This window comes from Buchnera aphidicola (Brachycaudus cardui) (assembly GCF_005081945.1).
Lineage (GTDB): Bacteria > Pseudomonadota > Gammaproteobacteria > Enterobacterales > Enterobacteriaceae > Buchnera > Buchnera aphidicola_AN.
Window position 1 is genome coordinate 253,363 of record NZ_CP034879.1, and the last position, 15,552, is coordinate 268,914.

The following is a 15,552-nucleotide window of genomic DNA, read 5'->3' on the forward strand; positions in this document are numbered from 1 at the left end:
GGAGTTAAAAGACGATGGAGTGTATACTAAAAAAAGCATTGTAATAATCATATATTAATAATAGTTTTATTTACAGATTAGATTGTAATTATGAGAAAGAAATAATGAAAAAAACAGCTATAGTATTGAGCGAAGTAATGTTATTTTTAACGATATTACTAAATTTTGGAATGTCTTGGAGTGATATTACTCCTACTAAAAATAAAATTTTTTCTAGAGAACCAGCTCCCAGTTTAGCTCCAATGTTAGAAAAAGTTATGCCAGCTGTAATAAGTATTAATATCGAAGGAAGTACTGTTGTACATACTTCTCGTTTACCTAATCAATTTCAACCATTTTTTGGTGATAATTCTCCTTTTTGTCAAGGTAACTCACCATTTAGAAATTCTCCTTTTTGTCGTTCAAATCCAAATTCTGATAATACACACGAAAAATTTCGTGCATTAGGTTCTGGTGTTATTATTAATGCTGATAAAGGCTATGCAGTCACTAATAATCATGTTGTAGAACATGCTAATAAGATTCAAGTGCAACTAAGTGATGGACGTCGATATGAAGCTGAAATTATTGGAAAAGATTCACGTTCTGATATTGCTTTAATAAAATTAAAAAATGCAAGTAATTTATGTGCAATAAAAATTGCTGATTCTGATACTTTACGAGTAGGAGATTATACTGTAGCTATTGGTAATCCATATGGTCTTGGAGAAACTGTTACTTCAGGTATTATTTCTGCTTTAGGAAGAAGTGGATTAAATATTGAACACTATGAAAATTTTATTCAGACTGATGCAGCAATTAATAGAGGCAATTCTGGTGGAGCATTAGTAAATTTAAATGGTGAATTAATAGGTATTAATACTGCTATTTTAGCTCCAGATGGTGGAAATATTGGAATCGGATTTGCAATTCCTGGTAATATGGTAAAAAACTTAACTGCACAAATGGTTCAATTTGGACAGGTAAGAAGAGGTGAATTAGGTATAATAGGTATGGAGTTAAATTCCGATTTAGCTCAAATTATGAAAATAAATGCACAAAAAGGTGCGTTTGTAAGTCAAGTTTTACCTAATTCTTCTGCATTTGAAGCGGGAATAAAAGCTGGTGATATTATTGTTTCTTTAAATAAAAAACCTATTAACAGTTTTTCATCTTTACGTGCTGAAGTAGGATCTTTACCAGTAACGACTAAAATGGAATTAGGAATTTTTAGGGAAGGAAAAATTAAAAATGTTATTGTTGAATTAAAAAGTTCTTTAAAACATAATTTAAATTCAGAAAACCGTTATATAGGAATTGAAGGTTTAGATTTAAGTGATTATCTATTCAATGGTACGAAAGGTATAAAAGTAGAAAATGTAAAAATAAATACCTTAGGAGCAAAAATTGGTTTTAAAAAAGATGATGTGATTATAGGAGTTAATCAACAATTAGTTGCTAATATAAAAGAATTAAAAATAATTTTAGATACTAAACCTAAAATATTAGTTTTTAGTGTTAAAAGAGGCGATGACAATATATATTTAGTGAGTGAATAATTTTATCTAGTCCCGCCCGAAAAAATACGGGCGGATTGCTTATTTTTTATGATATTTTTCTTAAAAGTTGATTAATCTCTGTTTTTCCTAACGTTTTTGAATCTACTTTTTTGACAATAATTGCAGCATAAAGATTGTAGTTGCCATTTGTTGATGGTAAACTTCCAGATACTACTACAGAATTAGCTGGTACTTTTCCATATAAGATTTCTCTAGTTTCTCTATTATATATTTTCGTACTTTGTCCAATAAAAACACCCATAGAAATTACGGAGCCTTCTTCGACAATAACTCCTTCTACTATTTCTGAACGTGCACCAATAAAACAGTTATCTTCAATAATTGTAGGATTATTTTGTAAGGGCTCTAATACACCTCCTATACCAACGCCACCAGAAAGATGTACATTTTTACCAATCTGAGCACAAGAACCTACAGTAGCCCAGGTGTCAATCATAGTACCTTTGTCAATATATGCGCCAATATTTACATAAGAAGGCATAACTACTGTATTATGATTAATAAATGCACCATATCGAACTGTAGCTGGTGGTACTATTCGAATTTTTTCTCTTTTAAATTTTTTTTCATTATATTTTTCATATTTCAATGGAATTTTATCGTAGTAATTGGTATGCTCTCCTAAGATGAGATTATTTTTTTTAATATAAATATATAATAACACTGCTTTTTTTATCCATTCATGCGTAATCCATCTACCGTCTTTTTTTTCTGCAATTCTGATGATACCATCATTTAATAATTGAATAATATGCTCAATAGTTTCAAGTACATTTTCATTAATATTATTAATATTTATTTCATGTTTTTTTATATAAGCTTCTTCAATAATTTTTTTAAATAATTGCATTTTTTTAATTTCACCTAATTTTTTTGATTAATAAAATACTGTTTTTTAAGACATCATATCTTGATAAAGATTTAGTTTTTATTAACTAATCTTGGCGAAATTTTTTCATTTTTTTGCCATGTTAAAATATCGCATCCATATTCTGTAACTAATATAGTGTGTTCATATTGAGCTGATAAAGAACGATCTTTAGTTTTTACAGTCCATCCATCTTTCATGCACTTAACTTGAGGATTTCCAACATTAATCATCGGTTCAATAGTAAAAATCATTCCTTTTTCTAAAATAGTATTGTTTTCTTTGTTTTTATAATGTAAGACGTGAGGTGCTTCATGAAAATTACGTCCAATACCATGCCCGCAATATTCTTTAACAACAGAAAATTGATTATCTTCAACATATTGTTGAATAACTTCTCCAATTTTATATAAAGGTATACCCGGTTGAACTATTTTTAAGGATCTATAAAGACTTTCTTTAGCAACTTTACATAAACGTTGAGATAAAATATTTTTTTTTCCTATAAAAAACATTTTTGAAGTATCACCATGATAATTATTTTTAATCACTGTGATATCAATATTAATTATATCCCCTTCTTTTAATATTTGTTTCTTATTTGGAATTCCATGGCATACTACATCGTTAACAGAAGTACAAATTGATTTTGGGAATCCATGATATCCTAGACATGCCGAAATAGCTTTTTTTTCATATACAATAAAATCATGACAAAGTTGATTAATATCTTCCGTAGTGATATTTGGTTTAATATACTGTTCTATCATTTCTAGAACTTCAGCTGCGATTTTTCCAGATATTCTCATTTTTTTTATTTCTGATTCTGTTTTAATGATACAACTCATAATATTTAGCCGTTTTTTATATCAATTTATTAAATTTAAGATATATAAATTATACTTTAAAGTAAATTTTTTTAAAAATTAATTGCTTATTTGTATAAAATATAAAAGATATCAATAATTATTAATATTTTCAGTTGAAAAATATGATATAAATTATTTTATAAAGTATAAAAACTATGTATAAAAATATTATACTAATATATTGATCTTTATTTTTATTTAATATAATACTTATAAAGTACTTAAAATTTTTTACATCTTTACACTTAAAAAAAATTTTTTATAAAATCAAGAGGTAGTTATGGAAATAGTATCAATGCGCGATATGTTAAAAGCAGGAGTTCATTTTGGTCATCAAACACGTTATTGGAATCCTAAAATGAAACCTTTTATTTTCGGTACTCGCAATAGAGTTCACATTATTAATTTAGAAAAAACTCTTCCTATGTTTCAATTTGCTCTTAGCGAATTAAAAAAAATTTCTCTTAGAAAAGGAAGAATATTATTTGTCGGTACAAAACGAGCTGCTAGTAAGGGTATAAAAGAAGTTGCGATTAACTGTGATCAGTTTTATGTAAATCATCGCTGGTTAGGTGGTATGTTAACTAATTGGAAAACTGTTCGACAGTCTATAAAACGCTTAAAAGATTTAGAAATAGAATCAAAAGATGGTACTTTTTCTAAATTAACTAAAAAAGAAGCTTTAATAAGAACACGAGAGTTATCTAAATTAGAGAATAGTTTAGGAGGTATTAAAAATATGGGAGGATTGCCTGATTGTTTATTTGTTATTGACGCTTCACATGAGCATATTGCTATAAGAGAAGCAAATAATTTAGGTATTCCTGTTTTTTCCATAGTGGATACTAATTCTAATCCTGATGGGGTAGATTATGTTATACCTGGTAATGATGATGCTATTAGATCAGTCGCTTTATATTTAAAATTAGTATCATTTAGTATTTTAAAAATAAATCATCAAGTTTCATTAGATAAAGTTTCAAAAAATTCTAACAAAAACATAAATGTAGAATAAATTATTTTTTAATCTGATGCTTTAAAAATAAAATTCAATATTATTGAAATAAAAATATTTTTTAAAAAAGGAAATTTAATGAAAATTAATACTGCTGAGCTAATTAAAATTCTCAGATCTCGCACAGGAGCAGGTTTTTTGGAATGTAAACGAGCATTATTTGAAGAAAATGGAGATATAGAATTAGCAATTGATAATTTGCGTAAATCAGGCAAAACGCATGCTGAGAAAAAAATAAATAATATTACAAAACAAGGTATGATTTTTTTAAAAACAGAAAATGATATTGGTGTAATCCTTGAATTAAACAGTGAAACTGATTTTGTTTCACAAGATAACTTATTTATATTATTAGGGAAAAATATTATTTCAACAGCATTAAAAAATAAAATTAAAGATATTAATGAAATAAGAGATATTTTTGAAGATAAAAGAATAGATTTAGTCTCGAAAGTAGGTGAAAATATTAATATACGTCGTTTTCATTTTATGCAAGGTGAAAATATTGTTTCATATATTCATGGTGTTAGAATTGGTGTATTAGTGGATGCTAACTATTTTAATAATTCTATTATGCTAAAAAATATTGCAATGCATATAGCTGCAAGTAAACCAAAATATGTGCATCCAAAAAACGTATCAAATGCTGTTTTTAAACGTGAATATGACATTCAAGTAGAATTAGCAAAAAAACTTAATAAACCTTCTAGTGTATTAAAGAAAATTGTAGAAGGAAGAATGAATAAATTTATTAATAATATTTCTCTAACAGGTCAAAATTTTATTATGGATTCTAATAAAACCGTAGGAGATATATTAAACGAACAGAATGGATATATTAAATCATTTATTAGATTTGAATTAGGTGAAGTTATTCTCTAAAAACATTATGCATTTAAAGAATATTAAAACTATTTTTTAAAAAAATATTTGATATTTTAATATTAATATAAAAATATATTTAGGTTGAAAAATATGTCTACGAATGAAAAATTTATATATCGACGTATTTTATTAAAAATAAGTGGAGAAGTATTACAAGGAGTTAATCAATTTGGCATTGATATGAAATCTTTAAAAAGAATAGCAAAAGAAATTAAATCTATAGTAGAGATTGGTATTCAAGTTGGCTTAGTTATTGGAAGTGGTAATTTATTCCGTGGTGCAAGATTATCTAAAATGGGTTTAAATAGAGTAGCCTCTGATCATATAGGTATATTATCAACAGTGATTAACAGTTTAGCTATGAGAGATGCAATCAATTCTCTTTCTTCTATTAAAACTTGTTTGATGTCTGCAATACCATTAAATGGTATTTGTGAGATATATAGTTATGAGAAAGCCATGAGTTTATTATCTAATCAATTTGTTATCATATTTGCTGCTGGTACAGGAAATCCTTTTTTTACAACTGATTCAGCTGCTTGTTTACGGGGTATTGAGACAGAAGCTGATATTATTTTGAAAGGTACTAAAGTTAATGGTGTATATTCAACAGATCCAAAAAAAGATTCTAATGCTATTCTTTATAAAAAATTAACATATAAAGATGTTTTACACAATGAACTAAAAGTAATGGATTTAGCTGCTTTTACTCTGGCTCGAGATTATCAGTTACCCATTCGAGTTTTTAATATTAACGAACCTGGATCTTTGTATCGTATTATTATGGGTAATGATGAAGGAACACTGATTACTAAATAAATATTTTAATAAAAATATTTATTATATAAAATAATTGTTACTAAATTTAAGTAGATATTCTATAGGTGACGATGTGATCAATCAGATTAATACCAAAAGTCATACGCAAATGGAAACATGTATTCAAATATTTCAAAGTAACGTAAATAATATTAGAACTGGTCGAGCATCACCGACATTACTCAATAGTATTTATATTGAATATTTTGGTTCTAAAACTTCTTTACTTCAAGTATCTAATATAGTAGTTGAAGATACACATACTTTAAAAATTAATGTTTTTGATAGTTCTATTACATCTTTAGTTAGAAAAGCAATTTTAAACTCTAATTTAGATTTAAATCCTATTGTACACGGTAAAGATATACTAATACCAATACCAGCATTAACAGAAGAAAGAAGAATAAAATTAATTAAAATAATTCGAAGTTATTCAGAACATAGTCGTATTTGTATTCGTAATATTCGTAGAGATTCTAATGACAAGATTAAGAAACTTCTCAAAGATAAAATAATTAGTGAAGATGAAGAGCGTACTTCACAAATTAAAATACAAAAAATGACAGATAAATATATTAAAAAAATAGAATCTATTTTATTGAAAAAAGAAAGAGAACTAATGAAATTTTAAAAATATATATTTTATCTCATAATATATAATATACATATTAATTTTATTATTAAAATTAATAATTTTTTATAACAAGAATATTTATGAAAAAAATAACCATTTTAGGATCAACTGGTTCTATCGGCATCAGTACATTGTCTATTATTCAGAAACATCCGAATTTATTTAAAGTAATTGCTTTAGTAGCTGATACAAATATTACAACTATGTTGAAGCAATGCGAGTTGTTTTCTCCTGATTGGGTAGCAATGAATAATGAAGAATCTGCTAATATATTAAGACGAAAATTAAAAGAAAGAAAAATAAAAACAAACGTTTTATCTGGAGAAAAAAGTATTTGTGAATTAGCTGCATTACCAGAAACTGATCAAGTTATAGCAGCTATTGTTGGAATAGCAGGGTTATTACCTATACTATCTGCTATATATGCTGGAAAAATAATATTATTAGCTAATAAAGAATCTTTAATTACATCTGGTAATTTATTTATGAAAGCATTGTCTGCTAGTGGAGCTAAGATTTTCCCTATTGATAGTGAGCATAATGCTATTTTTCAAGTTTTGCCTTTAAATATGCAGGAAAATATAGGTATAGCAGATTTTAAAGAAAATGGTGTAAAAAACATTATTTTAACTGCTTCTGGTGGTCCTTTCTATAATTTTTCTTCATATGATTTGTCTCGTGTAACTCCAATACAAGCATGTTCTCATCCTAACTGGTCTATGGGAAAAAAAATATCTGTAGATTCTGCAACTATGATGAATAAGGGTTTAGAATATGCTGAAGCAAGATGGTTATTTAATGCTTCAGAATCTGAAATTAAAATCTTGATTCATCCTGAATCAATAATTCATTCTATGGTGCAGTATTATGATGGAGCATTATTAGCGCAATTATCAATTCCTGATATAAGAATTGCTATTTCTTATGCTATGTCTTGGCCTTGTCGTATCGATTCGGGAGCAGATACTTTAAATTTTTCTCAGATTAATAACTTATCTTTTTTCGAGCCAGATTTTATTAAATTTCCATGCTTAAAATTAGCTATTGATGCTTTTTCTCAAGGTCAAGCCGCTATGACTGTATTAAATGCTGCTAATGAAATTGCTGTATCTGCTTTTCTTGAATCTAAAATTTCATTCACTAAAATTTTTGAAATAAATATTGAGATATTACTTTCTTCTTGTTTTTCAGAGCCTAAATCTATTGAAGATATTATAGACATTGATAGAATATCAAGGATATCAGCTGAGAAAAAAGTATCATCGTTAGTGTTTTAAAGATATATAATTAAATTATGTGGTTATTATATTCATAATCTTTTAATACAATTCTATTTTAAAGAGAAATTTATACGCATCATGTTTTGCAACTCTTCATTAAAATACAAAAAAAAAATTGAAGAAAACAATCTTCATCATATAGCAATTATTATGGATGGAAATGGACGATGGGCTAATAAAAAAGGGAAAATACGTATATTAGGTCACAAAGCAGGTTTTAAAGCAGTAAAGAAAACAGTAAAATTTGCTGTTTTAAATAATTTAAAAATATTAACATTATATGCGTTCAGTAGTGAAAACTGGAGTCGTCCATTATTTGAAGTGCAATCGTTAATCAAGTTATTTTTATTTGCATTAGACAGTGAAATTGAAAATTTAAAAAAATTTAATATTAGATTAAAGATTATTGGAGATATAACACATTTTGATAAAAAATTACAACATAATATCAATACAGTAGAAAAAATAACTGTCAAAAATAAAGGTTTAATTTTAAATATCGCTCTTAATTATGGTGGAAGATGGGATATAATTCAAAGTGTTAAAAAAATTATTAATCAAGTTCAAAAAGGATCTTTAAATATAGAAGAAATTAGTGAGCATACTTTTACTAAATTTCTATCTACTAGTGAACTTCTACCTGTTGATTTAGTTATAAGAACTGGAGGAGAAAAAAGAATTAGTAATTTTTTGTTATGGCAAATAGCCTATTCTGAATTATATTTTACTGATGTTTTATGGCCTGATTTTAATCAATATATTTTTCAAGATGCCATAGATTCTTTTATATCTCGTGAACGTCGTTTTGGAGGGTTAAAAAAACATGATAAATAATATTTTTAATGATCAATAAATTTTAAGAATATATTAAAAAATTATGTTTTGATATATTAGTTAATTATCTTTAACTTTATAGTTTCTTCTAAACTCTCATGAGTTTTAAAAAAAAATTACAAAATATATAATCTATTGCAGGAAAAATAGGGATAATGTTCATAAAAAATTTTTGTATAGCTTTTTTAATATTTTTTAGTGTTGCTGTTTATGCAGATAGTACATGGATCGTACAAGATATTAAATTGCAAGGATTAAAAAATTTTTCAAAAAAGGAAACATTAAAAAATATTGTTTTTGGCATTGGAAGTAAAATCTCTGAGTATGATGTAAAAAATAGTATTAAAGCTTTATTTCAAACTGGAAAATTTGAAGATATTAAAGTAATTTATTCGGGGAAAACTATTATTTTTAATGTTCAAGAAAGGCCACTTATTTCCAATGTTATTATATCTGGTAACAATATTATTTCTGATTCTATATTAGATAGATATTTAAAAAAATTAAAGATTGAAAAAGGTTCTGTATTTCATCCTTTTATAATAAATACTTTTATTCAAACAATAAAAGATTTTTATCATGATCTTGGAAAACATAAAGCTAATATTAAAATATTGAAAGTTTTTTCTAAAGATAATACTGTTCGTTTAAAAATACTGATTAATGAAGGTGCTTTAACAAAAATTAATAGTATTAGAATAATTGGAAATAAAGATGTTTCTGAAGATAAAATTATTTCATTATTTAAATTAAAAGATCAGAATGTTTGGTGGAATTTTTTAGATAAAAATACTTATTCTTCTAAAGCATTGAATGATGATTTAAATCGTCTAAGTAGTTTTTATTTAAACAGAGGATATTTTTATTTTAATATAGATGATAAAAAAGTAAAATTTTTTAAAGATAAAAATTATGTGGATATTCATATCAATATTTTTGAAGGAAAACAGTATAAAATTGATAGTGTTTTTATTAATGGTAATTTATTTCAATATGAAAAAATAATTAAAAATATTATTAATATTAATGATAATGAGTTATATAATAAAGAAAAAATTGATTCTATTTTAAAACAAATTACAATTTTATTGTCTGAATATGGATATATTAATGCCACAATTTCAGTGGATCCAAAAATTAATTATGATACAAAAAAAATAATATTAAATTTTAATATTGATATGAAACAACGTTATTTTGTTAGAAGAATTCATTTTGAAGGCAATGAATCTACTCAAGATCAAGTTTTACGTCGTGAAATGAATCAAATAGAAGGTGAATACTTTAATGCTAAATTAGTAGAAGCAGGTAAGGAGTCATTAGAAAAAACAAGATATTTTAGTGATGTTCAAGTAGTACAGAATATATTGTTTAACAATTCTAATCAAGTAGATGTAACTTATAAAGTAAAAGAAAAATCTACTGGATCTATAAATTTTGGTTTAGGATATGGTATAGATAGTGGTATAAGTTTTAATACTTCTTTTTCTCAAGAGAATATATTGGGTTCTGGAAATTCTCTCAAAGCCAGTGCTATTAAAAATGATAATCAAAAATATACTGACGTATCAATTAATTATCCATATTTTATGGATAATCATACAGATTTAAACACTAGATTTTTTTATAATGATCTTAAGTATAATTTTAATAGTGTCTCAAACTTGAAAAAGAATACATATGGATTTGAAAGTAACTTAGGATTTTTAATTAACAATACTAATAGAATAAATTTAGGATTTGGATATACTCATAACGGTATTATTAATACAGAAAAAGAAGTAATAGAACATTCTTCATCAATAAAAAAAACATCTGATATAAATTTTTTAGAAGATAGCTTAGTTAATGACTTTACTTTAAATTATTCTTGGATATATGATAGTTTAAAATATTTCTATTTTCCTGTTTCTGGAAATCAAACATATATAAGTGGCAAAAATACTATTCCTGGTTCTGATAATAGTTTTTATAAAATAACACTAGATAGTGAACAATATATTCCATTAGATAAAAAACAAAAATTTATATTTTTTAGCCATGTTCATATGGGTATGGGAAATAGTTTTAAAGAAGAACCGTTACCCTTTTATGAAAATTTTTATGCTAATAGTACAAATAATATTCGTGGATTTCGCATCAATACTATTGGTCCTAAAAAAATTTATCATAGTACTGATGTAGAAAATTGTATTGGATATCAAAATAATAATTCATGTGAATCTATTGATTCTATTGGTGGAAATTCTACTGCAATTGCAAATTTAGAGTTAATTACACCTATTCCATTTATCAATAATGAATATTCTAAATTTCTTCGATCTTCTTTTTTTATAGATACTGGAAATATTTGGGATACAAAATGGAATAATATCAGGAATATTCATTCATTAACATATTTAAAAAATAATGCTCTAGACAATATTTATGCATCATGTGGTCTTTCATTGCAATGGTTTTCCCCTATTGGTCCATTGGTTTTTTCCTACGCATTGCCTATTCAAAAAAATAAAAACTATCAGTTAGAAGCATTTCAATTTCATTTTGGTAAAAATTGGTAATTTACAAATAATGATATAAAAAATTATTTATTCTATAAATAAATACAATCAGTATATTGTTTTTATAGATACATTATATAACATTTATATATATTATATATATTCTAAAATCATTATTTTTAAATAAAAAATAAAAATAAGGTCATAATCTTGAATGTTATAAATAAAACTGTAAATATTAAAGAAATTTTAAAAATTTTACCTCATCGTTATCCATTTTTACTTATTGATCGAGTTATAAATTTTCAAATTTTTAAATATTTACGAGCAATAAAAAATTGCACATTTAATGAGCCATACTTTCAAGGGCATTTTTTAAAAGAACCGATCTTTCCTGGTGTATTAATTATAGAAGCTATGGCACAAGCATCAGGTTTTCTGATATATCATAGTACAGGTGAATTAAATATAAATCAGCTATATTATTTTGTAGGTATTGATAATACTCGTTTTAAAAAGAATGCTATTCCTGGTGATCAAATATTTATCGAAGTTATTATTTTAAAAAAAAATAAAAACATTTTAAAATTTAAAAATATTGCTATCGTTGATAATAATATTATTTGTAAATCTACAATTATTTTTGCTAAAAAATCTTATTTATAATTAAAAAATATGTTTTATATAAATTTCGGAAGATTTATGAATAAACCAAAATTTTTTCACCTTCATGTACATAGTGATTATTCTATTATTGATGGATTATCTAAGCCTGAAGACTTAGTTAAACAAGCAGTGTCTTTAGGTATGTCTGCTCTTGCAATAACAGATTATAATAATTTATATGGTGTAATTAAATTCTATAATACTGCTCATAAATTTGGTGTAAAGCCTATTATTGGTGTGACAGTAAATTTTTTTTCTGATTTGTTAAATAATGAATTAACAAAATTAACTTTATTAGCTTCTACTCAAGAAGGATATAGAAATTTAATTCTATTAATTTCTAGAGCATATCAACAAGGATATATTAATAATAATGTAACTATTAAAAAAAAATGGTTATTAGAAATGAATAAAGGACTGATATTACTATCTGGTGGCTGTCAAGGTGAAATTGGAAAAATTTTACTTCATGGTAAATTATCTATAATTACTACTTGTTTATCTTTTTATCAAAAATATTTTCCTAATTCTTATTATTTAGAATTATTTCGTACAAATCGAGATAATGAAGAAAAATATTTGAATTTAGCAATAGATTTATCCTTATCGAGAAAAATTCCAGTTGTCGCAACTAATGATGTATGTTTTTTAAGTAAAGAAGATTTTAAAGTTCATAAAATTAGAATTGCTATTAACGAAGGTGTAATATTACAAGAATCAAAAATTCAAAATAATTATAGTAATCAGCAGTTTTTAAAAAGTGAACAGGAAATGTGCGATCTTTTTTCAGATATTCCAGAAGCTCTGATTAATAGTGTAGAAATTGCAAAACGTTGCAATGTGTTTATACATTCTGGTAAATATTTTTTACCACAGTTTCCTACTGGAAAAATAAGTGTTGAAGATTGTTTAATAGAAAAAGCATATAAAGGTATAAAAAAACGTTTGAAATTATATAATTTTAATAGTAAAAAATATTCATTAATTTATGACAAATATAAAAATCGTTTAGATATGGAACTCAAGGTAATTAATAAGATGGGTTTTCCTGGATATTTTTTAATTGTTATGGAGTTTATACAATGGGCAAAAGATAATAGTATACCAGTGGGGCCGGGACGAGGTTCTGGTGCAGGTTCTCTTGTAGCTTATGCATTAAATATTACAGAAGTAGATCCTTTATTTTTTGATCTCCTATTTGAGCGTTTTTTAAATCCAGAACGTATTTCATTACCTGATTTTGATATAGATTTTTGTATGGAAAAACGTGATAAGGTTATTGAGCATGTTTCAGATATATATGGAAGAAATTCAGTAGCACAGATTATTACTTTTGGTACTATGACTGCTAAAGCTGTTATTAGAGATGTTGGTCGCGTTTTAGGTTATCCCTATGGATTTATTAATAAATTATCTAAATTAGTACCTTTAGATCCTGGTATAACTTTAAAAGAAGCTTTTTCTAAAGAACCAGAATTATATCATCTTTATAATAATAATGAAGATGTTAAAGTTTTAATTAATATGTCTAAAAAACTAGAAGGAACGAACAGAAATATTGGTAAACATGCAGGAGGTGTAGTTATTTCACCGACTAAAATTACTGATTTTTGTCCATTATATTGTGATGAAAATGGAAAAAATCCAGTCACTCAATTTGATAAAAATGATATAGAGTATATAGGATTAGTAAAATTTGATTTTCTTGGTTTACGAACATTAACTATTATTAATTATGCAGTAGAAATGATCAATGAAAAATTAAAATTTAATAAAGAAAAACCAATTAATATTAATGCGATTTCTCTTGATGATAATCAGTGTTTTGATTTATTGAAAAAATCTGAAACTATTGCAATATTTCAATTAGAATCTTATGGTATGAAAGATTTAATTAAAAGATTACAACCTGATTGCTTTGAAGATATAATTGCCTTAGTAGCGCTTTTTCGACCTGGACCTTTGCAATCTGGAATGGTTGATAATTTTATTAATAGAAAACATGGACGTGAAAATATTTCATATCCTGATCATAAATGGCAGCATAAATTACTAAAACCTATATTAGAATCAACATATGGTATTATTTTATATCAAGAACAGGTCATGCAAATAGCGCAAGTATTAGCAGGTTATACTTTAGGACGTGCAGATATTTTAAGACGTGCAATGAGTAAAAAAAATTTAAAAGATATGATCAAACAAAGAGCTATATTTGAGTCAGGTGCTTTAAAAAATGGTATTAATAGTAAATTAGCAATAAAAATTTTTGATTTATTAGAAAAATTTGCAGGATATGGATTTAACAAATCTCATTCTGTAGCTTATGCTTTAGTTTCTTATCAAACTTTATGGTTGAAATCACATTATCCTGCTGAATTTATGGCTGCAGCTATGACATCTGATATAGATAATACAGAAAAAATTGTTATTTTAGCGAACGAAACTCTTCGTATGGGAGTAAAAATTATACCTCCAAATGTTAATTTAAGTAGATATGAGTTTTATGTAAATGATCAAAGAAATGTAGTTTATGGTATGGGAGCTATTAAAGGAATAGGAGAGAATTCAGTTCGAAATATTATTGAAGAACGAGAAAAAAATGGTATTTTTATAGATTTATTTGATCTTTGTATGCGTGTTGATTCTAATAAAATAACACATCGAATATTAGAAAAATTGATAATGTCTGGTAGTTGTGATTGTTTTAAAACACCTCGAAATTATTTACTTAAATCAATTGATGATGCTATGAAAGCTTCAAAAGAATCAATAAGAATTAGAAATTTTAAACAAGAGAGTCTTTTTGGTTGTTTTAAAGATGAATTAAAACAAGTAAAAAAAAATAATTTCTTTAATTTAATACATTCTAAAACACAAGAATTAGATAATGAATACCAAGTATTAGGATTTTATTTAACAGGTCATCCTATTGATCAGTATACAACAGAACTAAAGCACTATATTAATAATTTAACATTATCACAATTGCAAGGTATTAAAAAAAATACACAAATTCTAGTAGCAGGAGTAATAGTGTCTATAAAAATAAAAACTACTAAAAATAAAAATCGTATAGCTATTTTAATATTAGATGATAATACTAGTCGTTTAGAAGTAGTAGTTTTTACAGATTTATTAAACTTACATGAACACTTATTAAAATTAAATAAAATTGTACTTATAAAAGGTCTTTTAAATATTAGTTTTGTCAATAAAAGTATTAAAATGACTGCTTCTGATATTATGAATTTAAATATAGCACGAAAAAAATATATAAAAAAAATAATCATTATATTAGAGGAAGAAAAGACAGATATTTTATTTTTAAAAAAAATATATGCGTGTTTAGAAAAACAATCTAGAGGTTCTATTCCTATTTATATTTCTTATTTAAAAAAAAGAATTCATTTAAATGTAAAATTAAATAAGAAATGGTTTGTTCAAATTACTGATAATTTTTTAAATGAATTAAAAAATATAGTTGGTTCAAAAAATATTGAATTTAAATAGTATTTTTTATAATACTTTATTCTATACTTATAATAAGTATTATACTTTAAATATTTGGATTTTTTAATATTATAAAAAGTTCACTTTATAATATAATTATTGCATATAT

12 protein-coding genes are annotated in these 15,552 nt (G+C 25.0%); 10 read left to right on the top strand and 2 right to left on the bottom strand.

Features of this window, described 5'->3' with window-relative positions; all coding sequences use genetic code 11:
* Nucleotides 1-104 precede the first annotated feature (104 nt).
* Nucleotides 105-1,538 (top strand): serine endoprotease DegP, encoded by a 1,434-nt coding sequence (degP, locus tag D9V67_RS01165; RefSeq protein ID WP_158359293.1) that lies wholly within the window; start codon nt 105-107, stop codon nt 1,536-1,538.
* A 46-nt stretch (nt 1,539-1,584) separates the two neighbouring features.
* Here degP and dapD read toward each other — a convergent pair whose 3' ends face one another.
* Both dapD and map read right to left on the bottom strand, forming a co-directional pair.
* Nucleotides 1,585-2,409, bottom strand: coding sequence for a 2,3,4,5-tetrahydropyridine-2,6-dicarboxylate N-succinyltransferase (gene dapD / locus D9V67_RS01170; RefSeq protein ID WP_158359295.1), 825 nt, complete (start codon nt 2,407-2,409; stop codon nt 1,585-1,587).
* A 71-nt stretch (nt 2,410-2,480) separates the two neighbouring features.
* Nucleotides 2,481-3,275: a type I methionyl aminopeptidase gene (gene map / locus D9V67_RS01175; protein ID WP_158359298.1), complete on the bottom strand. Its 795-nt coding sequence runs from the start codon at nt 3,273-3,275 to the stop codon at nt 2,481-2,483.
* 301 nt (nt 3,276-3,576) lie between these two features.
* Between map and rpsB the strand changes: the two genes are divergently transcribed.
* From rpsB to dnaE, 9 genes are all read left to right on the top strand, one after another.
* On the top strand, nt 3,577-4,311 hold the full coding sequence (gene rpsB, locus D9V67_RS01180) for a 30S ribosomal protein S2 (protein ID WP_158359300.1): 735 nt from the start codon (nt 3,577-3,579) through the stop codon (nt 4,309-4,311).
* A 78-nt stretch (nt 4,312-4,389) separates the two neighbouring features.
* On the top strand, nt 4,390-5,193 hold the full coding sequence (gene tsf, locus D9V67_RS01185; RefSeq protein WP_158359303.1) for a translation elongation factor Ts: 804 nt from the start codon (nt 4,390-4,392) through the stop codon (nt 5,191-5,193).
* A 93-nt stretch (nt 5,194-5,286) separates the two neighbouring features.
* A complete protein-coding gene (gene pyrH / locus D9V67_RS01190; RefSeq protein WP_158359305.1) occupies nt 5,287-6,015 on the top strand; it encodes a UMP kinase in 729 nt (242 codons plus the stop codon).
* A 73-nt stretch (nt 6,016-6,088) separates the two neighbouring features.
* Nucleotides 6,089-6,646, top strand: coding sequence for a ribosome recycling factor (gene frr, locus D9V67_RS01195; protein ID WP_158359308.1), 558 nt, complete (start codon nt 6,089-6,091; stop codon nt 6,644-6,646).
* Between the two features lie 83 nt (nt 6,647-6,729).
* Entirely contained in the window at nt 6,730-7,926 is a 1,197-nt protein-coding gene (gene ispC / locus D9V67_RS01200) for a 1-deoxy-D-xylulose-5-phosphate reductoisomerase (protein ID WP_158359310.1), read from the top strand.
* 81 nt (nt 7,927-8,007) lie between these two features.
* Nucleotides 8,008-8,763: a polyprenyl diphosphate synthase gene (gene uppS / locus D9V67_RS01205; RefSeq protein ID WP_158359312.1), complete on the top strand. Its 756-nt coding sequence runs from the start codon at nt 8,008-8,010 to the stop codon at nt 8,761-8,763.
* 155 nt (nt 8,764-8,918) lie between these two features.
* Nucleotides 8,919-11,324: an outer membrane protein assembly factor BamA gene (gene bamA, locus D9V67_RS01210; protein ID WP_158359314.1), complete on the top strand. Its 2,406-nt coding sequence runs from the start codon at nt 8,919-8,921 to the stop codon at nt 11,322-11,324.
* Between the two features lie 150 nt (nt 11,325-11,474).
* Nucleotides 11,475-11,930, top strand: a complete 456-nt coding sequence (gene fabZ, locus D9V67_RS01215) for a 3-hydroxyacyl-ACP dehydratase FabZ (RefSeq protein WP_158359317.1) — start codon at nt 11,475-11,477, stop codon at nt 11,928-11,930.
* Between the two features lie 36 nt (nt 11,931-11,966).
* Nucleotides 11,967-15,443 (top strand): DNA polymerase III subunit alpha, encoded by a 3,477-nt coding sequence (gene dnaE / locus D9V67_RS01220; RefSeq protein WP_158359319.1) that lies wholly within the window; start codon nt 11,967-11,969, stop codon nt 15,441-15,443.
* The last annotated feature ends 109 nt before the right edge of the window (nt 15,444-15,552 follow it).